General features: G+C 65.6%; 23 protein-coding genes. 12 read left to right on the top strand and 11 right to left on the bottom strand.

Features of this window, described 5'->3' with window-relative positions; translation table 11 throughout:
- Position 1: 1 nt before the first annotated feature.
- The 8 genes from V7060_RS14445 to ykgO form a co-directional block, all read right to left on the bottom strand.
- Complete coding sequence (locus V7060_RS14445; protein ID WP_334179950.1) at positions 2-1,237, bottom strand: TraB/GumN family protein; 1,236 nt, start codon at positions 1,235-1,237, stop codon at positions 2-4.
- 4 nt (positions 1,238-1,241) lie between these two features.
- Positions 1,242-1,772 (bottom strand): N-acetyltransferase family protein, encoded by a 531-nt coding sequence (locus tag V7060_RS14440; RefSeq protein ID WP_334179949.1) that lies wholly within the window; start codon positions 1,770-1,772, stop codon positions 1,242-1,244.
- A gap of 9 nt (positions 1,773-1,781) precedes the next feature.
- On the bottom strand, positions 1,782-2,666 hold the full coding sequence (locus V7060_RS14435) for a carbon-nitrogen hydrolase (RefSeq protein WP_334179948.1): 885 nt from the start codon (positions 2,664-2,666) through the stop codon (positions 1,782-1,784).
- 82 nt (positions 2,667-2,748) lie between these two features.
- A complete protein-coding gene (locus V7060_RS14430; protein ID WP_334179947.1) occupies positions 2,749-4,056 on the bottom strand; it encodes an MFS transporter in 1,308 nt (435 codons plus the stop codon).
- 4 nt (positions 4,057-4,060) lie between these two features.
- On the bottom strand, positions 4,061-5,026 hold the full coding sequence (locus tag V7060_RS14425; RefSeq protein WP_334179946.1) for an aldo/keto reductase: 966 nt from the start codon (positions 5,024-5,026) through the stop codon (positions 4,061-4,063).
- Positions 5,027-5,152: 126 nt separating this feature from the next.
- Complete coding sequence (locus V7060_RS14420) at positions 5,153-6,184, bottom strand: agmatine deiminase family protein (protein WP_334179945.1); 1,032 nt, start codon at positions 6,182-6,184, stop codon at positions 5,153-5,155.
- Between the two features lie 25 nt (positions 6,185-6,209).
- Positions 6,210-6,536 (bottom strand): hypothetical protein, encoded by a 327-nt coding sequence (locus tag V7060_RS14415; protein ID WP_334179944.1) that lies wholly within the window; start codon positions 6,534-6,536, stop codon positions 6,210-6,212.
- Positions 6,537-6,645: 109 nt separating this feature from the next.
- Positions 6,646-6,771 carry a type B 50S ribosomal protein L36 gene (gene ykgO, locus V7060_RS14410; protein ID WP_010342887.1) on the bottom strand — a complete coding sequence of 42 codons (126 nt, stop codon included), beginning with the start codon at positions 6,769-6,771 and terminating at the stop codon, positions 6,646-6,648.
- Positions 6,772-6,946: 175 nt separating this feature from the next.
- Between ykgO and cmk the strand changes: the two genes are divergently transcribed.
- From cmk to V7060_RS14360, 10 genes are all read left to right on the top strand, one after another.
- Complete coding sequence (gene cmk, locus V7060_RS14405) at positions 6,947-7,624, top strand: (d)CMP kinase (RefSeq protein ID WP_334179943.1); 678 nt, start codon at positions 6,947-6,949, stop codon at positions 7,622-7,624.
- Positions 7,625-7,774: 150 nt separating this feature from the next.
- Positions 7,775-9,466 carry a 30S ribosomal protein S1 gene (gene rpsA, locus V7060_RS14400; protein WP_192267958.1) on the top strand — a complete coding sequence of 564 codons (1,692 nt, stop codon included), beginning with the start codon at positions 7,775-7,777 and terminating at the stop codon, positions 9,464-9,466.
- A gap of 97 nt (positions 9,467-9,563) precedes the next feature.
- The gene (locus V7060_RS14395) at positions 9,564-9,869 is read left to right on the top strand and encodes an integration host factor subunit beta (RefSeq protein ID WP_055944733.1); all 306 of its coding nucleotides are present in this window, start codon (positions 9,564-9,566) and stop codon (positions 9,867-9,869) included.
- Positions 9,870-9,940: 71 nt separating this feature from the next.
- Positions 9,941-10,219: a LapA family protein gene (locus V7060_RS14390; RefSeq protein WP_334179942.1), complete on the top strand. Its 279-nt coding sequence runs from the start codon at positions 9,941-9,943 to the stop codon at positions 10,217-10,219.
- Between the two features lie 3 nt (positions 10,220-10,222).
- Positions 10,223-11,401 carry a lipopolysaccharide assembly protein LapB gene (lapB, locus tag V7060_RS14385; protein ID WP_334179941.1) on the top strand — a complete coding sequence of 393 codons (1,179 nt, stop codon included), beginning with the start codon at positions 10,223-10,225 and terminating at the stop codon, positions 11,399-11,401.
- Positions 11,401-12,375 (top strand): lipopolysaccharide biosynthesis protein, encoded by a 975-nt coding sequence (locus V7060_RS14380; protein WP_334179940.1) that lies wholly within the window; start codon positions 11,401-11,403, stop codon positions 12,373-12,375. The genes lapB and V7060_RS14380 overlap by 1 nt, the downstream gene beginning before the upstream one ends.
- An 18-nt stretch (positions 12,376-12,393) precedes the next feature.
- Positions 12,394-14,307, top strand: a complete 1,914-nt coding sequence (locus V7060_RS14375; protein WP_334179939.1) for a nucleoside-diphosphate sugar epimerase/dehydratase — start codon at positions 12,394-12,396, stop codon at positions 14,305-14,307.
- Entirely contained in the window at positions 14,304-15,206 is a 903-nt protein-coding gene (gene galU / locus V7060_RS14370; RefSeq protein WP_334179938.1) for a UTP--glucose-1-phosphate uridylyltransferase GalU, read from the top strand. The genes V7060_RS14375 and galU overlap by 4 nt, the downstream gene beginning before the upstream one ends.
- Positions 15,207-15,267: 61 nt before the next feature.
- A complete protein-coding gene (locus tag V7060_RS14365) occupies positions 15,268-16,557 on the top strand; it encodes an FAD-binding oxidoreductase (RefSeq protein ID WP_334179937.1) in 1,290 nt (429 codons plus the stop codon).
- Positions 16,558-16,562: 5 nt separating this feature from the next.
- Positions 16,563-16,907, top strand: a complete 345-nt coding sequence (locus tag V7060_RS14360; protein WP_334179936.1) for a tRNA-binding protein — start codon at positions 16,563-16,565, stop codon at positions 16,905-16,907.
- A gap of 71 nt (positions 16,908-16,978) precedes the next feature.
- On the opposite strand, the gene V7060_RS14355 is transcribed toward V7060_RS14360, so the two are convergent.
- The 3 genes from V7060_RS14355 to V7060_RS14345 are packed head-to-tail and all read right to left on the bottom strand — an operon-like array spanning position 16,979 to position 21,236.
- Complete coding sequence (locus V7060_RS14355) at positions 16,979-18,184, bottom strand: acetyl-CoA C-acyltransferase (protein WP_334179935.1); 1,206 nt, start codon at positions 18,182-18,184, stop codon at positions 16,979-16,981.
- A 26-nt stretch (positions 18,185-18,210) separates the two neighbouring features.
- Positions 18,211-20,583: a 3-hydroxyacyl-CoA dehydrogenase/enoyl-CoA hydratase family protein gene (locus V7060_RS14350; protein ID WP_334179934.1), complete on the bottom strand. Its 2,373-nt coding sequence runs from the start codon at positions 20,581-20,583 to the stop codon at positions 18,211-18,213.
- 23 nt (positions 20,584-20,606) lie between these two features.
- Positions 20,607-21,236 carry a TetR family transcriptional regulator gene (locus V7060_RS14345; RefSeq protein ID WP_334179933.1) on the bottom strand — a complete coding sequence of 210 codons (630 nt, stop codon included), beginning with the start codon at positions 21,234-21,236 and terminating at the stop codon, positions 20,607-20,609.
- A gap of 222 nt (positions 21,237-21,458) precedes the next feature.
- Between V7060_RS14345 and ndk the strand changes: the two genes are divergently transcribed.
- The gene (gene ndk, locus V7060_RS14340; protein ID WP_334179932.1) at positions 21,459-21,884 is read left to right on the top strand and encodes a nucleoside-diphosphate kinase; all 426 of its coding nucleotides are present in this window, start codon (positions 21,459-21,461) and stop codon (positions 21,882-21,884) included.
- 10 nt (positions 21,885-21,894) lie between these two features.
- Positions 21,895-23,118, top strand: a complete 1,224-nt coding sequence (gene rlmN / locus V7060_RS14335) for a 23S rRNA (adenine(2503)-C(2))-methyltransferase RlmN (protein WP_334179931.1) — start codon at positions 21,895-21,897, stop codon at positions 23,116-23,118.
- The last annotated feature ends 21 nt before the right edge of the window (positions 23,119-23,139 follow it).

Here is a 23,139-nt window from a genome sequence, read left to right as displayed (position 1 = left end):
ATCAGCCGACGAGCTTGCCGAGCATCCGAAGTCCGCCGGTCCACACGCCGATGGCGGTGCCGAGGCTGGTCAGGAAGAAGTTCAGCAGCACGCGTGCCACCCGGTTCTTCCACCAGCCGTGCATCGTCTGCACGTCATCGCGCAGCGCCATGAAATCGGCATACGTCGGCTTGCGCAGCGTGGCCTCCACGAAGGCGCTGACCGTGCCTGACGCCAGCGCCGGATGCAGCGGCGTGAGCGGCGAGGAAACGAAGGCCGCGAGGATGCTGAGGGGATGCCCACCCGCAATGGCGCAGCCGATGGCACCGAGCACGCCGGTGGCCAGCACCCACTGCAGCAGCAGGTCGGAACCGACATCGACGCCGCCCTGCCAGAAGCCCCAGGCGAAGCCGCCGATGAGGAACACGCCGATGATGACTTCCATCCACGGGAAGCGCGATTTTGCCTTCACCACTTCGAGCGACCGGCGGAGTTCGACCGGGTCGGCGGTGTCGTCCTTCAGGTGGCGGGCCAGGCCAGGCAGGTGACCCGCGCCGACGACGGCGAGCACCCGGTAAGGCGACCCTGCATCGGCGGGTTTGCCGGCGGCGACCTGGCGCAGCGCCGAGGCCATGTACTGGTCGCGCTCGGCGATGATGGCCTGGTACAGCTGCGGGCTTTCGTTCGCGAACTCGCCAAAGCTCGACTCCAGCATGTCGCCCTGTTTGAGTTTTTCGATTTCGTCGTCGCCGACGTCCTCGTCGCCGAACATGCTGGCCAGGATGCCGGCGCCGACCTTGGTCCGCTGCCACCAGCCCAGCGACTGCAAGGCACGCTTGAAGGTCAGGCCGACCTCGCGGTCGATCAGGTGGACGGGCAGGCCGCGCGCCTGCGCATCCAGCGCGCCGGCTTTCAACTCTTCGCCTGGCTCGACGCCGAGTTGTTCGGCCAGGCGGCGCTGGTAGGCGGCCAGCGCGAGATTGGCGGCGAACAGGTGCGTCTTGCCTTCGCGGACCACCTTCACCAGGTCCAGCCGCGCCAGTGTGTCGGGATCGGTCAGCGACTGCAGGCGGCCGGCGTCCAGCTCCACCGCCACGCTGTCGTAGTCGCCGCTAGCCACGGCGGCACGCACGGCGTCGACGCTGGCACGCGACACGTGCGCGGTGCCGAGCAACGTGTAGCGGACGCCGTCGCGCTCGACGATCTCGTGGGGCTGGCCATGCAGTGGATCAGGAGAAGCGGTCGTCGTATCGGTCATCGTGTCAGTCGTCTTGCGGAGGCGCGGTGGTGCCGACGCCGAGGGAACGTTGCATCTGCACGGTATCCAGCCAGCGGTCGTGCTTCCAGGCGATGCCGCGGAAGACGCCGACCAGGGTGAAGCCGAATTTCTCGTGCAGACGGATGGAGGCGGTGTTGGTTGGTTCGCCGATCACGGCGATCATCTGCCGATAACCACGGGCTTCGCAGGCCTCGATCAGTGCCTGCATCAGCGCGGCGCCGATGCCATGGCCCTGCTGGCCGGGCACCACGTAGACCGAGTTTTCGACGGTCTTGCGATAGCCCGCGCGGGCGCGGTAGCTGCTGGCATAGGCGTAACCGACGAAAGCGCCGTCGAGTTCGGCGACCAGATACGGATAGCCGGCGTCCACTATGCCCTGCATGCGGCGCGCCATCTCGGACTCGTCCGGCACCTCGTACTCGTACGTGTTGACTTGGTCGCGGACTTCGTCCGCGTAAAGGACGGCGATCGCCGGCACGTCGGCCGGCGTGGCATCACGGACGCTCAGCGGCACGCGGCGGCCTCAGTCGATGTAGCGCTTGAGCAGGTCGCCGTACGCATCGATGCGGCGGTCGCGCAGGAACGGCCAGATGCGGCGCACGTGTTCGCTGCGCTGAAGATCGACGTCGGCCATCAGGATGGTCGCATCGCCGCCCGCTTCGGCGATGAACTCGCCCTGCGGACCCAGCACATGGCTGTTGCCCCAGAACCGGATACCGGAGGCACCGAGTGGCGACGCTTCATGGCCGACGCGATTGCAGCTCAGCACGGGCAGGCCATTGGCGACCGCGTGGCCGCGATGACTCAGTATCCATGCGTCGCGCTGACGGTCCTTTTCCGCCTGCTCGTCGTCGGGATCCCAGCCGATCGCGGTGGGATACAGCAGCAGATCGGCGCCGGCCAGCGCCATCAGGCGTGCGGCTTCCGGATACCACTGGTCCCAACAGACCAGCACGCCAAGGCGCCCCACCGACGTATCGATCGGCGTGAAGCCGATGTCGCCCGGGGTGAAATAGAACTTCTCGTAGAAGCCCGGATCGTCCGGGATGTGCATCTTGCGGTACTTGCCCGTGATGCTGCCGTCCTTCTCATAGACGACGGCGGTGTTGTGGTACAGGCCCGCCGCGCGACGCTCGAATAGCGACGACACCAGCACCACGCCATGCTGCTTCGCCAGCGCGCCAAGACGCTCCGTGCTCGGGCCGGGAATCGGTTCGGCCAGGTCGAACTCGTTGACCGACTCGTGCTGGCAGAAGTAGGCGCCGTTGTGCAGTTCCTGCAGCAGCACCAGCTTCGCACCGCGTTTGGCGGCTTCGGCCACACGCGCTTCGATTACCGACAGGTTGGCGTCGGCATCGCCGTGGTTCTTTTCCTGGATCAGGGCAACGGGCAGGGTGGTGCGGCTCATCGTGCGCAATGAAAGACAGTGGGGAGGACGCATGGTACCGCGTCACCCGTGACGGCAGGCGTCCCGCCAGTGAACGCGGTGGTCATGCGGCGTCGCGATGCGCTTCCGTCCGCCGCTGCTGCCTGCCCAGGGCCACGCCGGTGATCGCCCAGGCCACCGCCACGCCGGCACCGATGAGCATGGCAGCCGCAGGGTGCTCGGCCAGCACGTCGAGCGCCCGCTTGACCCAGCCGCTCAGCGCATCGCCACCGCGGTAGACCACGGTGTCGATGAAGTTCTTCGCCTTGTACTTCTGCTCGGCGGGAACCACGGTGTACAGCATCTCGCGACCGGGCCGGACGAACGCGTACTCGCCCGCGCGCCGCACCACCATCACCACCACGAAGACGGCGAACACCGGTGCCAGCGCCAGCCACAGGAAACCGGCCGCGACGACCACGGGCACCGCCACCAGCAGTACGCCCACGCCAAGCCGCTGCGCGATGCGGCCGGTGACGAACAGCTGGCTGAGGATGGCCAGCGTCTGCACCACGGTGTCGATCAGGCCGAAGACCTGGGTCTGTTCTTCCTTGCTCGTGAACCGCTCCGCGACCAGCTTGGCCTGTTCGAAATAGAGGAACGTCGTCACCGTCGCCAGCAACAACACGAAGAAGGCGATACCGAGCAGATACGGCGAGCGGAACACGGCGGTCGCGCCGGCGAACGGGTTGCCGCCGAGCGGTCGCTGCCGTTGTTCCGAAGAACTCGCACCGGCCGGCAGGGGATGGCGGTCGCGCCAGCGGTGCAGCCACGTCGCGGTGGCGGCGCTGGCACCGATCAGCAGTGCCGAGAGCAGCATCAGGCCGCCGTGTCCAAGCGGCTTCACCAGCAGCGTGGTCAGCAACGGCCCCGCCAGGCCACCGAGGCTCGCGCCGGCGGCGATCAGCGCGAACAGGCGCTTGGCCTCGTGGCTTTCCATCACGTCCGCCAGCACGCTCCACGCGAGCGAGATCATCAGCAGGTTGATCACCGAGACCCAGATGTAGAACGTGCGGGCCAGCCAGACATCGTCCGGCCTCGCCAGCATCGCGGCGCCGTAGCCCAGCAGACTGGCGACCACCATCCCGAAGACCCACGGCACGATGCGTCGCCGCGACACCTTCGATGCGATCCAGCCATACAGCGGCAGCACCGCCAGGGTGGCGACGAAGGTGCCGGTGAACAGCCATTGCAGGTTGTCGACGCCGCCCGCGACGCCCATCGTTTCGCGGATCGGCCGCAACATGAAATAGCCGGCGAACAGCAGGAAGAACATCGCCAGCCCGGCCCCCACCACCGGCGCCTCGTGGTGGCGGACATTGAAGAGACCGGCAAGCCAGCCGGCGACGCCGGGTGCGGGAGGGGTCGACATGGGCTCAGGCCACCGCGGCGATCAGCGCATCGCGCTGCGCCGGGGTCAGGTCGGGGCCGGTGCCGGCTTTCAGGTTGTCGGTCTGGCGATCGGGCTTGCCGGTCGCCGGAATCACCGCCGTCACCGCCGGGTGGCTGAGGGCGAACTTCAGGAACGCCTGCGCCCATGAGGTCACGCCGGCCTCGGCCAGCGCGGGAGGCACTGGCTTGTCCTTCACCTGGGCGAACAGCTTGCCGTCCTCGAACGCACGATTGATCAGCACGGCGACGCCCAGTTCCTGGGCCAGCGGCAGTACGCGCTTCTCGGCGCCGCGGCTGGCGACGGAATAGTTGATCTGCAGGAAATCCGGCTTCTCCGCCTGCACGACGTTCGCGAATTCGTCCTGCGCACGCTCGACGTAATGGGTGACGCCGACGTACTTCACCTTGCCCTGTGCCTTCAGCTCGCGCGCGACCGCCATCTGCGTCTTCAGGTCACCTAGGTTGTGGACCTGCAGCAGCGCCACCTTGTCGGTCTTGAGGCGGCGCAGCGTGTCCTCGAACTGCGCCACGCCCGCCTCGCGCCCGGTCACGCCGGACAGTTTGGTGGCCAGCCAGGCCGTTCCGGTGAGGTTCTGCTCGGCCAGCAATGCGCCCATCACGTCCTCGGCGACGCTGTAGGTGGGTGCGGTATCGATCAGGGTGGCGCCGGCGGCGAAAAACCGCTTCAGCACCTCGCGTAGCGGGTCCAGTTCGTCCGGACTCTGGCCTACTTCGAAGCTGCCGGACGTGCCCATGCCGATGACCGGCACGCGCTCGCCGGTGGAAGGAATAGCGCGGTGGTTCAGCGGCCCCACGGCGACGGGGGCGGGCGAGGCAACGTGAGGTGCCGCGCCCATGCCGCCAGCCTGCGCGGCATCGCGACATGCGGCCAACCCAAGGCCGGCCGTGGCCAGCGCGGAGGTCGTCAGGAACTTGCGTCGTGAATACACGGCCGTCTCCTCGATCACAGGGAAACGGTGGTTATCCGGGATCAGGTCGGGCGAGATGTAAACGAAGCGTTCAATCTGCGCCCAACTGATGTCACGGTACCTTGGGCCGTGGCATCGGCCATGGTCTCAGCCGATCAGTCCCGCCGGCAGTTGCATGGTGATGCAGTGCAGGCTGCCGTTCTGCCAGATCAGGGCGCTGCAGGGTACCTGGACGATCTCGCGGTCCGGGTAGGCGTGCGCCAGCACGGCGGCGGCCTGGTCGTCCGCAGCATCGCCATAGGCCGGCATCAGCACCGCCCCGTTGATGATCAGATAGTTGGCGTACGAGGCCGCGAGCCGGCGGCCATCGTCGATCACCGGCTGCGCCCACGGCAGCGGAAATGCACGATAAGGACGGCCATCGGCAGTGCGCAGGGCGGCGATGTCGGCCGCCATGGCCTGCAATTCCGCATGGTGAACATCGCCTGCGTCATCGCAGGCCTGGTAGACGATGGCATCGCCCGGAGCGAAGCGGGCGAGGGTGTCGATATGGGCGTCGGTGTCGTCGCCTTCCAGATAGCCGTGGTCCAACCACAGCACGCGGTCCTGCTTCAGCCAGCGCGCCAGCTTCTCGGTCAGTTCCTCGCGCGAGGCATCGGGGTGCCGCTCGTGCAGGCATTGCCACGTCGTCAGCAGCGTGCCCGCGCCATCGGTCTCGATGGCGCCACCTTCCAAAGCAAAATCAATGCTTTGGACGAAGTAGTTGTGAAACAGCTGCATGCCGGAAAGTTCGCCGACCAGGCGGTCGTCGCGGCTGGCTTCGTACTTGCCACCCCAGCCGGTGAAGCGGAAGTCGAGCAGCTTGAAGCGATCGCCGTCGCGCAGGGTGATCGGGCCGGAATCGCGCAGCCAGGTGTCGTCGTACTCGGCCGGCACGAAACGCACGCGCGCCATGTCGATGCGCGCGGATCGCAGGCGGGCTTCGGCGTAGGTCTGCAGATCGTCGTCGGCAACGCAGATGACGACGGACTGGAAGCGGGTGATCGCGGCGACGAGGGCGACGTAGGTGTCCTCGACCTCGGCAAGACGGTCGGCCCAATCGGTCTCGGCATGCGGCCAGGCGATCAGGACCGCGGACTGGGATTCCCACTCCGCAGGAAAGCGAAAGGCATCGGTCATGGGTTGCGGGGCGCGGGTGCGCCAGTCAGCGGATGGGGGGCTTCGGGCCGATTTCCTCGGCAGAAGCCTTGTTCAGCACCACGTCGATGACGCGGCTCTTCTCGAAGTAGACGGTGAAGCCGGGATAGACCCAGCGGTGGATCACCGGCCATTGGCGCTTCTGGCCGCCGCGGGGTTCCAGCTTCTGCTGGGGAGCGCCAAAGCGTGCCTCAACGTCGGCGGTCGTCTGCCCCCGGGTGGGCGCGGCGGCGAGTTGTTCCTGGCTACGTTCGATCAGCAGCGTGTCGGCGAACGCCGAGCCGGCGAGGCCGAGCAGGGCAATCAACGGAAGTGCGAGGGCGCGACGGCTCATGGTGGAACTCCCCTGGGTGAGCTGCCTTTTATAGCAAAAGGCAGGCAACAAAAAACCGCCCGAAGGCGGCTTTCCGCGCATTGCCGGACGGAGCCGGCAGTGCCGTTCCTCAGCGCTGGCGCGCCTTGAAACGCGGGTTGGACTTGCAGATCACGAAGACCTTGCCGCGGCGGCGGACCACCTTGCAGTCGCGGTGACGGGCCTTCGCCGACTTCAGGGAGGACAGGACCTTCATGAGTTGAAACCTCGGCGTAAAAGTATATGGGGTGAAGCGAAGCCCGCTATTCTAGCGGCAATTCCGCTGCCTTATCAAGCGGTTGCATCCCCTGCGTGCCGACGCCTGCGGTGCTGGCCCCTCGACCGCCTGTCGCGGGCGCCATAATGCGCCTGAAAATCCCTTTGGAGACCACATGTCCGACGCCGCCCCCGTCCTCACCATCGATGGTCCCTCGGGGGCCGGCAAAGGTACCGTCAGTCGCCTGGCCGCAGCCCGGCTGGGTTGGCACTATCTGGATTCCGGGGCGCTGTACCGGGCGGTCGGCGTGGCGGCGAGCTGGGCGGACCTTGATATTTCGGACCCGGCCGCGCTGGTCCGCTGCGCGTTCGACACCCGGGTGAGCTTCCGGGACTCGGAGCAGGGACTCCGGGTGATCGTCGATGACCTAGACGCCACGGACGAGCTTCGTCTCGAGACGACCGGCGCGCTCGCCTCGGCGATCGCCGCCATTCCCGAGGTCCGTTCCGCACTCAAGGAGCGGCAGCGGGCGTTCCGGCAGTCGCCGGGCCTTGTCGCCGACGGGCGCGACATGGGGACGGTCATCTTTCCCGACGCTCCCTACAAGGTCTTTCTGACCGCCAGTGCCGACGAGCGGGCCGAAAGGCGCTATAAGCAGTTGAAAGACAAAGGGGTTTCCGTCACAATCGACGGTCTGCTACGCGAGATCCTCGCCCGCGATGCCCGTGACGCCCAGCGCACGGTGGCGCCCTTGAGGCCGGCCGACGACGCCGTCCTGATCGACACCACCGGTCTTGGCATCGACGCGGTCGTCGAGCGCGTGCTGGCTTTGGTGCCGGTACGCAAGGGCTAGCTCCCGTCCCGCAGAAGGTCCGTACGGAATCCTCCGTGCGGTTTCAAAACCACAACACTCACGGTCATACGCATCCCGCGCAGGCCGACAACGGGTGGACCGTTCGTACCTCCGTACGCCGGTCTGTTTCATCAACCGAGTATTTTTTCAATGACCGAATCATTTGCCGAACTGTTTGAACAGAGCCAGACCCAACTGGCCAAGCTGAAGCCTGGCGCCATCGTCACCGGCGTCGTCGTGGAAGTCCGCAACGACGTGGTGGTGATCAACGCCGGCCTGAAGTCCGAAGGCATCGTGCCGATCGAACAGTTCCGGAACGACGCCGGCGAAATCGACGTGGGCGTGGGCGACGAAGTGAAGGTGGCCCTCGACTCGATCGAGAACGGCTTCGGCGAAACCGTCCTCTCGCGCGAGAAGGCCAAGCGCGCCATGGTGTGGGACGAGCTGGAGCAGGCGCTCGAGAAGAACGAAACCATCACCGGCCGCATCAGCGGCAAGGTCAAGGGCGGCTTCACCGTCGACATCAAGGACGTCCGCGCATTCCTGCCGGGTTCGCTGGTCGACGTGCGTCCGGTCCGCGACCCGGGCTACCTGGAAGGCAAGGAGCTGGAGTTCAAGCTCATCAAGCTGGATCGCAAGCGCAACAATGTGGTCGTCTCCCGCCGCGCGGTGGTCGAGAGCGAGCATTCGGAAGAGCGCGAGCAGCTGATGGACAAGCTGCAGGAAGGCGTGGTGCTGAAGGGCGTGGTCAAGAACCTCACCGATTACGGCGCGTTCGTGGACCTGGGTGGCATCGACGGCCTGCTGCACATCACCGACATGGCGTGGAAGCGCGTGCGTCATCCGTCCGAAGTCGTGGAAGTCGGCCAGGAGCTGGACGTCCGCGTGCTGAAGTACGACCGTGAGCGCAACCGCGTCTCGCTGGGCCTGAAGCAGCTGGGCGAGGATCCGTGGGACAACATCGCCCGCCGTTACCCGGCCAACAGCCGCGTGTTCGGCAAGGTTTCCAACGTCACCGATTACGGCGCGTTCGTCGAGATCGAGCCGGGCGTCGAAGGCCTGGTGCACGTGTCCGAGATGGACTGGACCAACAAGAACGTCAACCCGTCCAAGGTCGTGCAGGTCGGCGACGAGGTCGAAGTGATGGTGCTGGACGTGGACGAAGAGCGTCGCCGCATCTCGCTGGGCATGAAGCAGGTCGCCGCCAATCCGTGGGAAACCTTCGCGGCCACCCACAAGAAGAACGACAAGGTGTCCGGCCAGATCAAGTCGATCACCGACTTCGGCATCTTCATCGGCCTGGACGGCGGCATCGACGGCCTGATCCACCTGTCCGACATCAGCTGGAACACCACCGGCGAAGACATCGTGCGCAACTTCAAGAAGGGCGACACGCTGGAAGCCGTGGTGCTGGCCGTGGACCCGGAGCGCGAGCGCATCAGCCTGGGCGTCAAGCAGCTGGAGCAGGATCCGTTCGGCCAGTACATGGCCGCGCATCCGAAGGGTTCGAAGGTCGAAGGCACGGTGAAGGAAGTGGACGCCAAGGGCGCCACGGTCGAACTGGCCGACGGCATCGAAGGCTACGTGATGGCACGCGACATCAGCTACGACCGCGTGGACGATGCCAGCCAGCACCTGAAGGTCGGCGACAAGGTCGAAGCCAAGTTCATCGGCATGGACCGCAAGGGCCGCACGCTGCAGCTGTCGATCAAGGCGAAGGATGAAGCCGAGACCGCCGAAGCGCTGGCCGAGTACAACAAGTCGGCCGCCGAAGCGTCCACCGGTACCACCAGCCTGGGTGCGCTGCTGCGTGCACAGCTGGACGGTGGCAAGTCCGAGTAAGCGGCTCTCGCCGTTGCAGTACCGCCAGCAGTAACGTTCCCCGCCGGCCCGGAGATCCCGGGCCGGCGCGGGTACATCCGCCCCGAATCCGCATGCGATGACCAAATCCGAACTCATCGAGATCCTCAGCCGCCGCCAGCCGCACCTCAAGGCGGAGGACGTGGACCTGGCCGTCAAGGCATTGCTGGAGATGATGGGCGGCGCCCTGTCGCAGGGCGATCGTATCGAGATCCGCGGCTTTGGCAGCTTTTCGCTGCACTACCGTCCGCCGCGCATGGGCCGCAATCCGAAGACCGGCGAGTCGGTCGCCTTGCCGGCCAAGCATGTGCCGCATTTCAAGCCGGGCAAGGAGCTGCGCGAACGCGTCAGCGATGTCACGCCCATCGAGGAAAGCGGGGAGTAACCCTGCCGCCGGCGCGTGTCGTTCCGCGTCGAGTCCGTTAAGCTAGGCGCCGTCCCGCAAGGAGTCGCCTGATGAACATGTTCCGCCTGGTCGTCGCACTGCTGTTCCTGGCCTACGGACTCATCATCGGCGTGCTCAATACGCAGCCGATCACGCTGAAACTCCTGTTCACCGACTTCCAGACGTCTTCCGGGGTCGGCATCATGCTGTCGCTGCTGTTGGGCGTGGTGATCGGTGGCCTCATCGTCCTGGCGACGCTCGTGTGGCCGCTCTACGCAAAATTGCGGAAGGCCAGCCGCGTTGCACCGCCTGCCGGCGCGGGCACGTCCGCTGTCGATGGTGGCGCCTGAACGATGGCGTTCCTTACCGAGTGGTTCTGGTTCTTCCTGTTCCTGCCACTGGCCGCACTCAGCGGTTGGGTCATTGGCCGGCGTGGTGGACAACGGCACGGCGATACCCAGGTCAGCCGGCTGTCCAGCACCTATTTCCGTGGCCTGAACTACCTGCTCAACGAGCAGCCTGACAAGGCGATCGAACTATTCCTGCATATCGCGGAACTCGACAAGGAAACCTTCGAGACCCAGGTCGCGCTGGGCCATCTGTTCCGCCGCCGCGGCGAGGTGGACCGCGCCATCCGTCTGCATCAGGGACTGGTGCAGCGGGCCGACCTGAGCGATGCGCAACGCGTGCAGGCGCTGCTCGCGCTGGGCGAGGACTACATGCGCTCGGGTCTTCTCGATCGTGCCGAAACCGTCTTCAGCGACCTGGCCCAGATCGATCAACGCGCGCCGCAGGCACTCAAGCACCTGATCGGCATCTACCAGGCCGAGCGCGACTGGGAGAAGGCGATCGACAACGCGCGGCGCTATGAAGAAGTCACCGCCGAGCCGATGGGCAAACTGGTGGCCCAGTTCGAGTGCGAACTCGCCGAGCGGCAGCGCACGGCCAACAACATCGAAGCCGCGCGCGCGGCAGTCGCCCGCGCCTACCAGGCCGATGCGGGCAGTGTGCGCGCCGGCATCATAGAAGGCCGCATCGAAACCGATGCGGGCAATGCAGAGGCGGCCATACGGGCGTTCGAACGGGCTGCCCGGCACGATCCTGACTACCTGCCGGAGGTCCTTCCCAGCCTGCTCGCCAGCTACGACCAGGTAGGCGACCTGTCCGGTGCCCGCGCATTCCTGTCCGAGATGTGCGAACACTATCGCGGCATCGCGCCGGTACTGGCGCTGACGAAGCTGGTGGAGCGTCAGGAAGGCGTCGCTGCGGCGCGCGCGTATCTGGCGCGGCAGCTGAAGGATCGGCCGTCGGTCAGGGGCGAAGCCTCGCTGATCGACCTGACGCTGGCGGAAGGTGCGGATCCTGCCGCCACGCTGCACGACCTCAAGCACATCACCGACCAGTTGCTGGTGCGCAATCCGAGCTATCGATGCACGCGCTGCGGGTTTGGCGCCCGGACGCATCACTGGCAGTGCCCGAGTTGCAAGGAGTGGGGGACGGTGAAGCCGCTGCTGAATTACGCGGTGGTCTGATGCCGCAGGTCGCTGTCTGGCTGGCGGTCATCACGCTGGGCACCGCTTTCGCCACCTGGGTGGCACGCCGCTACGCGATGCGCGGCAACCTGATGGACCAGCCGGGTGAGCGGCGTAGCCATCACGTTGCCACCCCTCGTGGTGGCGGCATCGCCATCGTGCTGGCCGTGGTGGTTTCTGGCCTTTATCTCGGTTTGCGGCAGGCGTCGGTGGATCCATTGCTGATCGCCTTCCTGCCCGGGTTGCTGATCGTCGCCGGAATCGGCTGGTGGGACGACCACCGTCCGCTGTCGCCCTGGCTGCGCTTGGCGGTACAAGCGGTGGCTGCGCTGATCCTGGGCGTGGGGGCAGGGTGGCAAAGCGGCCACTGGTTCCCGGTCCTCCTGGCATTCGGCGCCGCGATGGTGCTGGTGAATGTGTGGAATTTCATGGACGGCATCAACGGTCTGGCTGCCAGCCAGGCGGCGCTGGCCGCACTGGCTTATGCAGGCCTGTTGTCGGGGGAGTGGCGCTGGCTGGCACTTGCCTTGCTCGCCGGCTGCCTCGGCTTCCTGCCGTTCAACTTTCCCAACGCCCGGATCTTTCTTGGCGATGTCGGCAGCGGGGCCCTGGGCTACGTGCTGGCTGGGCTCATCGTGGCCGCCATTGCAGACAATGCGCCCATAGCGACGATGCCTCTGTTGCTGCTGCCGCTGTGCGCATTCCTTGTCGACGCCGGCTTCACGTTGTCGGGGCGCATGCTCCGCAGGGAAAAATGGTGGACCCCCCACGTCGGACACCTCTATCAGATGGGCGCGCGGCGTTTCGGGCATACCGCAGTAACCTCGGTTTACATGGCGTTCGGCGGCATTAGTTTATTGTTAAGCTATACGCTGTCTTGCGAGACATTGCCGGTTACTTCCGCTGCGGTGGGGGTGATCTACGGGGTCGGCGGGACGCTGTGGTTTTCGTTGCGTCGGGGATGGCGCGGCTAGCATCCGGAGAAGGAACTGATGGAATCATGGCGGGACCGATTGAGCGGATTCATGCCGCGCGCCCTGGTGGCCATCCATGATTTGGCGATGGTCTGGCTGTGCTGGCAGGTCCTGCACAGGCTTCGTTACGCCATGCTCGCGCACTCGCCGGAGTTTCCGCTCTGGTCGAACGAAATCGCAGTCGTGCTTCTCGCGCAAGGCGCGGTCTTCTGGTGGATGGGCCTGTACCGGGGGCTTTGGCGCTTTGCCAGCCTCCCCGACCTGTGGAACATCGTGAAGGCATGTGCGCTCGGATTTCTGGGTGTGGTGCTCGGCCTCTTCTTCTACAACCGGTTTGGATCCATTCCGCGCGCCGTCCTGGGTTTTTATCCGTTCGCGCTGGTCGGGTTCCTCGGCCTGCCGCGGTTGGTCTATCGGGCCTGGAAAGACAGTCAGGTTCAACGCAGCAGCGAGAGCGCTTCTCGCGTGTTGGTCCTGGGCGCCGGACGGGCGGGTGAGGCGCTGGTCCGCGAACTTCGGAGAACGGGTATCTACCATCCCGTGGCGTTCCTCGACGACGCCTCGCGGTTGCATGGCTCCAAATTGCTCGGCATCCCGGTCCTGGGCGGACTGGAGAGCGCTGCTGCGGTTGCGCGGGAGACCGCTGCGCGGATGCTCGTCATCGCCATGCCTTCGCTCGATGCGCCTGCCATGCAGCGTGTCGTGGCGATCTGCGAGAGCACGGGTTTGCCGTTCAGGATGGTTCCCCGCCTGGTGAATGTCCTGGAAGGTCAGTCGATGCCCGGCGACCTCAAGGAAGTGGCCATCGAGGATCTGCTGGGGCGCAAGTCGGTCACACCCGACTGGAAACTCATCCGCGGTTGGTTGGGGGGGCGCACCGTCATGGTGACGGGTGCAGGCGGCTCCATCGGCTCGGAACTCTGCCGGCAGTGTGCGCGCCACGGCGCGCAGCGGATTGCGCTGGTCGAGATCGATGAACTGGCGCTCATCACCATCCAGGGCGACCTGCGGCGGGCATTCCCGGACCTCGAAGTGCTTCCGGTTCTTGGCAATTGCGGAGATCCCGCCGTCATCGCGCATGCGTTGCGCATCGCCGAACCGGATGCGGTCTTCCATGCGGCCGCGTACAAGCAGGTGCCCCTGCTGGAAGGGCATCTCCGCGAGGCGATAGGCAACAACGTGCTCGCGACCGAAACGGTGGCGCGGGCATGTCGGGACGCCGATGTGGGGACCTTCGTCCTGATCTCGACCGACAAGGCGGTGGATCCGGCCAATGTGCTGGGCGCGACCAAGCGGTTGGCGGAAATGGCGTGCCAGGCGCTGGATGACGGCCGGGCCAGTACGCGCTTCGTCACCGTGCGCTTCGGCAACGTCCTCGACTCCGCAGGCAGCGTGGTGCCGCTTTTCCGCGAGCAGATCCGCAAGGGCGGGCCGGTGACGGTTACCGACCCGGACGTGACGCGCTACTTCATGACCATCCCCGAGGCGTGTCAGCTGATCCTGCAGGCCGCATCGGGCGCCGCTCACGCGTCGATCTACACCTTGGACATGGGCGACCCGGTGCCGATCCGCCTGCTGGCGGAACAGATGATCCGGTTGGCGGGCAAGCAACCCGGGCGCGACATCGCCATTGTGTACACGGGCCTGCGTCCTGGCGAAAAGCTGCATGAGACCCTGTTCCATGCGGATGAGCGCTACCAGCCCACGTCCCACTCGAAGATCATGAAGGCGCTGGCGCGCGATGTGTCGCCGGAGTTCCTTGACCTGGCCCTGCAGCGGTTGCGCGCGGCGTACACCCGGTACGACACCGCCGAACTCGGCGAGGTGCTGCGTGTGGCGGTCCCCGAGTTCTCGCCGCTGTCGAACGATCAGGACGACGCCTCGGCTAATATCGTGGTCTTCCCCGGCCGCGATGCACGCAGGACCCGATGACCCAAGCCCGAATCCGCAAGGCCGTGTTCCCCGTGGCGGGACTCGGCACCCGCTTCCTGCCGGCCACCAAGACGGTTCCCAAGGAAATGCTGCCGATCATCGATCGGCCGCTGATCCAGTACGCCGTCGATGAGGCCATCGAAGCTGGCTGCGACACGCTGATCTTCGTCACCAACCGCTACAAGCATGCGGTGGCGGACTATTTCGACAAGGCCTACGAACTCGAACAGAAGCTCGAGCGTGCGGGCAAGGCCGAGCAGCTGGAACTGGTGCGCAACGTGCTGCCGCCGCACGTGCGGGCCGTGTTCGTCACCCAGGCCGAAGCACTGGGGCTGGGGCACGCCGTTCTCTGCGCCAAACCCATCGTCGGGGAAGAACCCTTCGCCGTGCTGCTGCCGGACGACCTGATCTGGAACCGGGGTCCGGGTGCGCTCAAGCAGATGGCCGATGCAGCGGAAGCCAGCGGTGCCAGTGTCATCGCCGTGCAGGACGTGCCGGCGGAACAGACGGGCAGCTATGGCATCGTGGCGACCGAAGCATTTTCGGGGCGCGAGGGGCGCATCAGCGCCATCGTCGAAAAGCCCAAGCCGGACGTGGCGCCCAGCACGCTCGCCGTCGTGGGCCGATATGTTTTGGATTCGCGCATTTTCTCGCTGCTGGAAAGCACGACGCCGGGGGCCGGCGGCGAAATCCAGCTGACCGACGCCATCGCATCGTTGCTCGCGGAGAAACCGGTCCACGCCTACCGCTTCCAGGGCACGCGCTTCGATTGCGGCACGCACATCGGGCTGATCGAGGCCACCATCCGTTATGCGCTGGACCACGAGAAGCTCAGCGATGCGGCCCGCGACATGATGCAGAACTCCTTGAACGAGCTGGGTGTCCGCGACCTCGGCTGACGGCCTCCTGCCCGATAGTGTTTGACGTCCAGCTGACTTCGCTGGCCTGGGATTCCCTTCTGTGCAGATCTCATCCGGCAACTACTACCTGGACACCGCGGGTGCGGTGCCGGGGTTGCCGCAGTTGCAGTCCCGCGTCGAGGCCCAGGTCTGCATCGTCGGGGGCGGCTTTGCGGGGTTGAACACAGCGCTGGGTCTGGCCGAGCGCGGTGTTCGCGATGTCGTGCTGCTGGAAGCGGGTACTCCCGCATTCGGTGCATCGGGCCGCAACGGCGGATTCGTGTTCGGGGGTTTCTCGCGCGGCGAAGCGTCGCTGCTGCGCGACCTTGGACCATCGCACGCGAAAGCGTTGTATGCGGGAACCATCGATGCGGTGGAATTGATCCGCCGCCGGATCGTCCGCCATGGCATTGACTGCGATGACACCCAGGCCGGCATCATCTGGGCGAACTGGTTCCGCGACCAGGAAGTACTCAGGCAACGCAAGGCCCTGCTCGCCGATGCGTTCGGCCAGGACTGGCGGTGGATGGACCGCGACGACGTCCGTCACCAGCTGCGCACGGCCCGGTATCACGATGCGTTGTACGAACCGCAGGCATTCCACTTCCATCCATTGAAGTATGCGAATGGACTCGCGCGTGTGGCGGCTGAGCAAGGCGTTTCGTTGTTCGCTCACTCCCCGGCGGTCTCGCTGGACCGTGCCGGCAATGGCTGGCGGGTCACGACGCTCGCGGGAAGCGTCGAGGCCAGGCAGGTGGTGCTGGCCTGCGGTGGCTATCTGGCGGGCCTGCACCGGCGGGTGGATGCCGGTGTCCTGCCCATCGCGACCTATGTCCTGGTCACGGCGCCGCTCGGCGCACGGCTGGACGAGGCGATGCGTACCCGCGCCGCGGTCTACGACACCCGCTTCGCTTTCGACTATTACCGGCCACTGCCCGATTCCCGCCTGCTGTGGGGAGGGCGCATTTCCATCCTGGATCGCTCGCCGCAGGCGGTAAGGCGCCTGTTGTATCGCGACATGCTGAAGGTCTTCCCGCAGTTGGAGGGCGTGGACATCGACTATGCCTGGTCGGGCCTCATGAGTTACGCACGCCACGAGATGCCGCAGATCGGCCAGGTGGAGCCAGGCCTATGGGTGGCGCAGGCCTTTGGGGGGCATGGCGTGGCGCCGACCACACTGGCTGGCGAGGTCATTGCGTCCGCCATCGCGGAAGGCGATGAGCGCTGGCGCGAATTCGCCCCGTACGGATTGGTGTCGGCGATCAAGCCGGCGGGGTTCCTGGGCGCCCAGCTCAGCTACTGGTGGGCGGAAGCGAAGGACGCGTGGAAGGCTCGGATGGAGAAGGCGTAGCGAACATGAGTGGAACCGCAGACACGATCGGGTGGGAAGACTTCATGCGTGTCCAGTTGTGCGCGGGCACCGTGCAGAAGGTCGAGCCATTTCCGGAGGCGCGGAAGCCGGCGTGGAAGGTATGGGTCGACTTCGGTCCGCATGGCGTGAAGAAGACCAGTGCGCAGATCCGATCGCTGTATGCACCCGAAGACCTGGTCGGACGCCAGATCGTGGGTGTCATCAATTTCCCGCCCAAGCAGGTCGGCCCTTTCATTTCGGAATTCCTGCTGACCGGATTCCATACCAACGAAGGCGTGGTGGTCACGACGGTCGAACGCCCGGTGCCCGACGGCACGCGCATGGCCTGACGACAGTCATCGAACCCAAAGAAATGGCGCCCTCGGGCGCCATTCCTCGTTTATGTGGGCGAACACCCTGCTTACAGCGACTCGAAGATGCCCGCCGCGCCCATGCCGGTGCCGATGCACATGGTCACCATACCGTACTTCTTCTGCTGGCGGCGCATGCCGTGCACGATCGTCGCGGTGCGGATGGCGCCGGTCGCACCGAGCGGGTGGCCGAGTGCGATGGCGCCGCCAAGCGGGTTGATCCTGGAGGGATCCAGTTCGCTGTCACGGATCACCGCGAGCGCTTGTGCGGCGAAGGCTTCGTTGAGCTCGATCCAGTCCAGCTGGTCCTTGGTCAGGCCGGCCTGCTTCAGCGCCTTCGGGATCGCCGCGATGGGACCGATGCCCATCACTTCAGGGCGCACGCCGGCGACCGAGAAGCTGACGAAGCGGGCCAGCGGGGTCAGGCCGTAATCCTTGATGGCCTGTTCCGACGCCAGCAGCACGCCGGCCGCGCCATCGCTCATCTGCGACGAGGTGCCCGCAGTGACCGTGCCGCCGAACTGCGGATTGCGAAACACGGTACGCAGCTTGGCCAGGCCTTCCAGCGAGGTGTCGGCGCGCGGGCCTTCATCCTGTTCCACCAGCAACTTCTTCGTGCGCACGATATTGCCGGCGAGGTCGGGCTGGCGCGAAATGACTTCGTACGGGCTGATCTCGTCCCGGAATTCGCCGGCGGCCTGTGCGGCCAGCGCTTTCTGGTGCGAAGCGACGGCGAACGCATCCTGGTCCTCGCGCGAGATCTTCCATTCCTCGGCGACTTTCTCGGCGGTGATGCCCATGCCGTAGGCGATGGCGACGTGGTCGTTGTCGAACACGCTCGGCGCCATGGCGATCTTGTTGCCCATCATCGGCACCATGCTCATGCTCTCGGTGCCGCCGGCCAGCATCAGATCGGCATTGCCCAGGCGGATCTGGTCGGCCGCCATCGCCACCGCCTGTAGGCCGGACGAACAGAAGCGGTTGATGGTCTGCGCGGCGATCGTGTTCGGCAGGCCGGCCAGCAGCAGGCCGATGCGCGCCACGTTCATGCCTTGCTCGGCTTCCGGCATCGCACAGCCGATGATGGCGTCGTCGATGCGATTGAGGTCGATGCCCGGGGCCTGCGCCACGACCGACTTCAGCACGTGCGCCAGCATGTCGTCAGGGCGGGTGTTGCGGAACACGCCCTTGGGCGCCTTGCCGACCGGCGTGCGGGTGGCGGCGACGATGTAGGCTTCTTGTACTTGCTTGCTCATGTCTCGGTGTCCTGTGTCGTCGGCGGTCAGTTACGCAGCGGCTTGCCGGTCTTCAGCATGTGCGCGATGCGGGCCTGGGTCTTTTCCTGCTGGGCCAGTTCAACGAAATGCTGGCGTTCCAGCTTGAGCAGCCATTCCTCGTCGACCAGCGCGCCGCGGTCGACGTCACCGCCGCACAGTACGGTGGCGATGCGTACCGCGATTTCGTAGTCGTACGGGCTGATGAAGCGGCCCTCCAGCATGTTGACCAGCATCATCTTGAAGGTCGCGATGCCGACGTCGCCGGCCACCTGGATGCGTCGGGCCGGCAGGGGCGGGCGGTAACCCGTCTCGGCCAGCGCCAGGACTTCCTGCTTGGCGATGTACAGCAGTTCGTACGCATTGAAAGCGACCTTGTCGCCTGCACGCACCAGGCCCAGTTCCTTCGCTTCGAAGGCGGAGGTGGACACTTTCGCCATGGCCACGGTTTCGAAGGTCTTCTTCAGTTCGGCGAACACGTCGCCGCCCGGGCCTGCGGCCTGCGAGGCGCGCACCGCGATCTCCTTCAGGCCGCCGCCGGCCGGCAGCAGGCCGACGCCGGCTTCGACCAGGCCGATGTAGCTCTCCAGATGCGCGACCGTGCGGGCACTGTGCATCTGGAATTCGCAGCCGCCGCCCAGTGCCAGTCCGCGCACCGCGGCAACGACGGGCACCAGCGAATACTTGATGCGCTGGCTGGTGGCCTGGAAGTTGGCCACCATGGCCTCGAACTCGGCGATCTTGCCCGCCTGCAACGCACCCAGCGCACCCGCCAGGTCGGCGCCGGCGGAGAAAGGCTCCTTCGGCTGCCAGATCACCAGGCCCTTGAACTTCTGCTCGGCGATGGTGATCGCTTCCTGCAGGCCATCCAGCACCGCATCCGAGACGGTGTGCATCTTGGTCTTGAAGCTGACCACGCCGATGCCGTCGCCGTCCGTCCACAGGCGTACGCCGTCGTTCTCGAAGACGGTCTCGCCTTGCGGGAAAGCTTCGCCCAGCAGCGGATCGGGGAAGCGCTGCCGCTGGTACACGGGCAGCGAGGAGCGCGGCAGCTTGGCGTTCTTCACCGGGCTGTAGCTGCCCTCGGCCGCATGCACGCCTTCGCGGCCATCGAACACCCAGTTCGGCAACGGCGCGCCGCTCATAGCCTTGCCGGCCACGATGTCGTCGGCGATCCACTGCGCCACCTGCTTCCAGCCGGCGGCCTGCCAGGTTTCGAACGGGCCGAGGCTCCAGCCGTAACCCCAGCGGATGGCAAGGTCGACATCGCGGGCGGTCTCGGCGATATCGGCCAGGTGGTAGGCGCTGTAGTGGAAGAGATCACGGAACACCGACCACAGGAACTGCGCCTGCGGGTGCTGGCTCTCGCGCAGCTTGGCGAACTTCTCTGCCGGGTTCCTGATCTTCAGGATATCGACCACTTCCGGAGCGGCAGTACGGTCGGAGGCGCGGTAATCCTGCTTCTCCAGATCCAGGACCACGATGTCCTTGCCCACCTTGCGGAAGATGCCGGCGCCGGTCTTCTGGCCCAGGGCGCCCTTGGCGATCAGGGCTTCCAGCCACTTCGGCGACTTGAAGTAGCTGTGCCACGGGTCGTCCGGCAGGGTGTCGGCCATGGTCTTGATGACGTGGGCCATGGTGTCCAGGCCGACCACGTCCGAGGTGCGGTACGTCGCCGACTTCGGGCGACCGATCAGCGGGCCGGTGATGGCGTCCACCTCGTCGAAGCCCAGCTTGAACTCGCCGGTATGGTGGGCCGTGGCCAGGATGGAGAACACGCCGATGCGGTTGCCGATGAAATTCGGGGTGTCCTTGGCGTACACCACACCCTTGCCGAGCGTGCTTGTCAGGAAGGCTTCCAGGCCTTCGAGCACCGAAGCGTCGGTGGACTTTGCGGGAATAAGCTCGGCCAGATGCATGTAACGCGGCGGGTTGAAGAAGTGCACGCCGCAGAAGCGATGGCGAAGCTGTTCCGGAAGAACTTCCGCCAACTTGTTGATTCCCAGGCCCGAGGTGTTGCTCGCCAGCACGGCATGGTCGGCAACGAAGGGAGCGATCTTCCTGTACAGGTCCTGCTTCCAGTCCATGCGCTCGGCAATGGCCTCGATGATCAGGTCGCAGCCCTTCAGGTGCTCAAGGCCGGTCTCGTAGTTGGCCGCCGTGATTGCTTCGGCCAGGGACTTGCTGGCCAGCGGGGCAGGGCTGAGCTTGGCCAGGTTGGCGATCGCCTTGTGCACGATGCCGTCGGGATGGCCGTCCTTGGCGGGAAGATCGAACAGCACGGTGTCGACGCCGGCATTGGTCAGGTGCGCGGCGATCTGTGCGCCCATCACGCCGGCGCCCAGCACGGCCGCCTTGCGAACTAGCAGGGGGTTGGACATGGGATTTCCTTGGATTGCAGGGGTTAGGTGCGGTCGGCGCGCAGGCCGGCCTCGGCGAAGCGGATCAGTTCACGGGCGGCACGCTCACGGTGTGCCGCTTCCGTGACACCGGTGGGGCGCTTGATCAGGCCGAAGTCGGCCATGGCATAGGTCAGCGCACCCGAGAAGAAGTCGAGCCGCCAGTAGAGTTCTTCCTTGCTGAGCCCCGGTACGCAGGCGGCGATGGCCTTGCCGAACTCGCGCAGCACGTGGCCATAGTGGTCGGACAGGAACTTGCGCAGGCCGTCGTTCTTCTCGGCGTAGGCGCGGGCGATGACGCGGACGAAGGCGCCGCCACCTTGGCGGTCCTGGGCGAGCGCCAGCGCCGGCTCGACGAAGGCGGCCAGGATCGGCTCGAGTTCGCCTGGCCGTTCCACCAAGGCCCGCTCCAGCAGGGCGAGGCGGGCGGCCGTCATGTCGTCCATGCGGCGGCGGAACACCTCGTTGACCAGGTTCTCCTTGCTGCCGAAGTGGTAGTTGACGGCGGCGATGTTGACGTCCGCACGGCTGGTGACCTGCCGCAGCGAAGTGCCGGCGAACCCGTGCTGGGCGAACAATTCTTCAGCCGCCCCCAGGATCCGCTCCTTGGTGGAGAAATGCGTGGTGTTGCCCATGATCCCCTCCGGGACTGAATCAAACGCTTGTTTGACTCATTGTGGATCCGGCAAGGCCGGGGAGTCATGTTGCGAAGCAGCAAATTCGCCGGCGAGCGGCTGCACAGTTGCGTTGGATACGTTAGAATCTCGCTACGCTTTCTGGTCTAAGCCCGCGTTTCGACGCGGGTTTTTCATGTTAACCTTGGGCCTTCAGTGGCCCGCCCAACGGAGAAAATCCCCATGGCGCTGGAGCGCACCCTGTCGATCGTCAAGCCCGATGCCGTTGCCAAGAACGTCATCGGCGAAATCTATGCCCGTTTCGAAAAGAACGGCCTGAAGATCGTTGCCTCGAAGATGAAGCACCTGTCGCGTCGTGAGGCCGAAGGTTTCTACGCCGTGCACCGCGAGCGTCCGTTCTTCAACGCGCTGGTCGAATTCATGATCTCCGGTCCGGTCGTCGTGCAGGTGCTGGAAGGCGAGAACGCCGTGCTGAAGCACCGCGACATCCTCGGCGCCACCAATCCGAAGGATGCTGCGCCGGGTACGATCCGCGCCGACTTCGCCGACTCCATCGATGCCAATGCCGCGCACGGTTCGGATTCGGTCGAGAACGCGAACATCGAGATCGCGTATTTCTTCGCCGCGACCGAAGTGTTCTCGCGCTGAGCGATATGCGATGAGCAACCACGACCTGCCGCCGATCGAGTTGAAGCTGGCCACGGACGCACCGTCCGTGGCTGTCGGCGTGCCCGTGTCCGCGAAGCAGAACCTCATGGACCTGGATCGCGAAGGGCTGGAGCGGTTCTTCGTCGAAACGCTGGGCGAGCAGAAGTTCCGCGCCCATCAGGTCATGAAGTGGATCCATCATCGCTACGTCACCGACTTCGGCGAGATGACGGATCTCGGCAAGAACCTGCGCGCCAAGCTGCAGGAACATGCCGACGTCGTCGTGCCGCAGGTCGTGTTCGACAAGCCCTCCACCGACGGCACGCACAAGTGGCTGCTCGGCATGGGCGTGGACGGCAAGAATGCCGTTGAAACCGTCTACATCCCCGACAAGAACCGCGGCACGCTGTGCGTGTCGTCGCAGGTCGGTTGTGGCCTGAACTGCACGTTCTGCTCGACCGCGACGCAGGGATTCAACCGCAACCTCACCACCGCCGAGATCATCGGCCAGGTCTGGGTGACGGCGCGCCATCTTGGCAACGTTCCCGCGCAGAATCGTCGTCTCACCAACGTGGTGATGATGGGGATGGGCGAGCCGTTGTTGAATTTCGACAACGTCGTGCGCGCGATGAACATCATGCGCGACGACCTGGGCTACGGCCTGGCCAGCAAGCGCGTCACGCTGTCGACCTCCGGCCTGGTGCCGATGATCGACCGCCTTTCCACCGAGACCGACGTGTCGCTCGCGGTGTCGCTGCACGCGCCAAACGATGCGCTGCGCGAACAACTGGTGCCGCTCAACAGGAAGTATCCGATCGCCGAGCTGATGGCGTCGTGCGTGCGCTACCTGCATGCGAACAAGAAGCGCGATTCGGTGACGTTCGAATACACGCTGATGAAGGGCGTCAACGACCAGCCCGAGCACGCACGGCAGCTGGCGCAGCTGATGCGCAAGTTCAGCAACGCAGCGCAGCTGAAGGATGCCGGCAAGGTCAACCTGATTCCGTTCAACCCGTTCCCGGGAACGCGCTACGAGCGCGCACCGGAGGAAGACATCCGCGCCTTCCAGAAATTGCTGCTGGACTCCCAGGTGCTGACGATGGTCCGTCGCACCCGGGGCGATGACATAGACGCCGCCTGTGGCCAGCTGAAGGGGCAGGTGATGGATCGCACCCGCCGCCAGGCCGAGTTCCGTCGGCAACTGCAGGAACAGGGTATCGACGATGCGGCTTAAGGCACTCTGCCTGCTGCTGAT

Origin of the sequence: Pseudoxanthomonas sp. (genome assembly GCF_036845285.1) — a bacterium.
In the GTDB taxonomy this organism is placed as follows: Bacteria; Pseudomonadota; Gammaproteobacteria; order Xanthomonadales; family Xanthomonadaceae; genus Pseudoxanthomonas_A.
The sequence above is the reverse complement of the archived record's forward strand: the minus strand, read 5'-3'. Positions and strand labels throughout refer to the sequence as shown.

Excerpts from the sequence above, each read along its gene's own strand:
- V7060_RS14445 (WP_334179950.1), bottom strand. The coding sequence starts at position 1,237 with ATGACCGATACGACGACCGCTTCTCCTGATCCACTGCATGGCCAGCCC.
- V7060_RS14435 (WP_334179948.1), bottom strand. The coding sequence starts at position 2,666 with ATGAGCCGCACCACCCTGCCCGTTGCCCTGATCCAGGAAAAGAACCAC.
- V7060_RS14430 (WP_334179947.1), bottom strand. The coding sequence starts at position 4,056 with ATGTCGACCCCTCCCGCACCCGGCGTCGCCGGCTGGCTTGCCGGTCTC.
- V7060_RS14420 (WP_334179945.1), bottom strand. The coding sequence starts at position 6,184 with ATGACCGATGCCTTTCGCTTTCCTGCGGAGTGGGAATCCCAGTCCGCG.
- V7060_RS14415 (WP_334179944.1), bottom strand. The coding sequence starts at position 6,536 with ATGAGCCGTCGCGCCCTCGCACTTCCGTTGATTGCCCTGCTCGGCCTC.
- ykgO (WP_010342887.1), bottom strand. The coding sequence starts at position 6,771 with ATGAAGGTCCTGTCCTCCCTGAAGTCGGCGAAGGCCCGTCACCGCGAC.
- cmk (WP_334179943.1), top strand. The coding sequence starts at position 6,947 with ATGTCCGACGCCGCCCCCGTCCTCACCATCGATGGTCCCTCGGGGGCC.
- rpsA (WP_192267958.1), top strand. The coding sequence starts at position 7,775 with ATGACCGAATCATTTGCCGAACTGTTTGAACAGAGCCAGACCCAACTG.
- V7060_RS14395 (WP_055944733.1), top strand. The coding sequence starts at position 9,564 with ATGACCAAATCCGAACTCATCGAGATCCTCAGCCGCCGCCAGCCGCAC.
- V7060_RS14390 (WP_334179942.1), top strand. The coding sequence starts at position 9,941 with ATGAACATGTTCCGCCTGGTCGTCGCACTGCTGTTCCTGGCCTACGGA.
- lapB (WP_334179941.1), top strand. The coding sequence starts at position 10,223 with ATGGCGTTCCTTACCGAGTGGTTCTGGTTCTTCCTGTTCCTGCCACTG.
- V7060_RS14380 (WP_334179940.1), top strand. The coding sequence starts at position 11,401 with ATGCCGCAGGTCGCTGTCTGGCTGGCGGTCATCACGCTGGGCACCGCT.
- V7060_RS14375 (WP_334179939.1), top strand. The coding sequence starts at position 12,394 with ATGGAATCATGGCGGGACCGATTGAGCGGATTCATGCCGCGCGCCCTG.
- galU (WP_334179938.1), top strand. The coding sequence starts at position 14,304 with ATGACCCAAGCCCGAATCCGCAAGGCCGTGTTCCCCGTGGCGGGACTC.
- V7060_RS14360 (WP_334179936.1), top strand. The coding sequence starts at position 16,563 with ATGAGTGGAACCGCAGACACGATCGGGTGGGAAGACTTCATGCGTGTC.
- V7060_RS14355 (WP_334179935.1), bottom strand. The coding sequence starts at position 18,184 with ATGAGCAAGCAAGTACAAGAAGCCTACATCGTCGCCGCCACCCGCACG.
- V7060_RS14350 (WP_334179934.1), bottom strand. The coding sequence starts at position 20,583 with ATGTCCAACCCCCTGCTAGTTCGCAAGGCGGCCGTGCTGGGCGCCGGC.
- V7060_RS14345 (WP_334179933.1), bottom strand. The coding sequence starts at position 21,236 with ATGGGCAACACCACGCATTTCTCCACCAAGGAGCGGATCCTGGGGGCG.
- ndk (WP_334179932.1), top strand. The coding sequence starts at position 21,459 with ATGGCGCTGGAGCGCACCCTGTCGATCGTCAAGCCCGATGCCGTTGCC.
- rlmN (WP_334179931.1), top strand. The coding sequence starts at position 21,895 with ATGAGCAACCACGACCTGCCGCCGATCGAGTTGAAGCTGGCCACGGAC.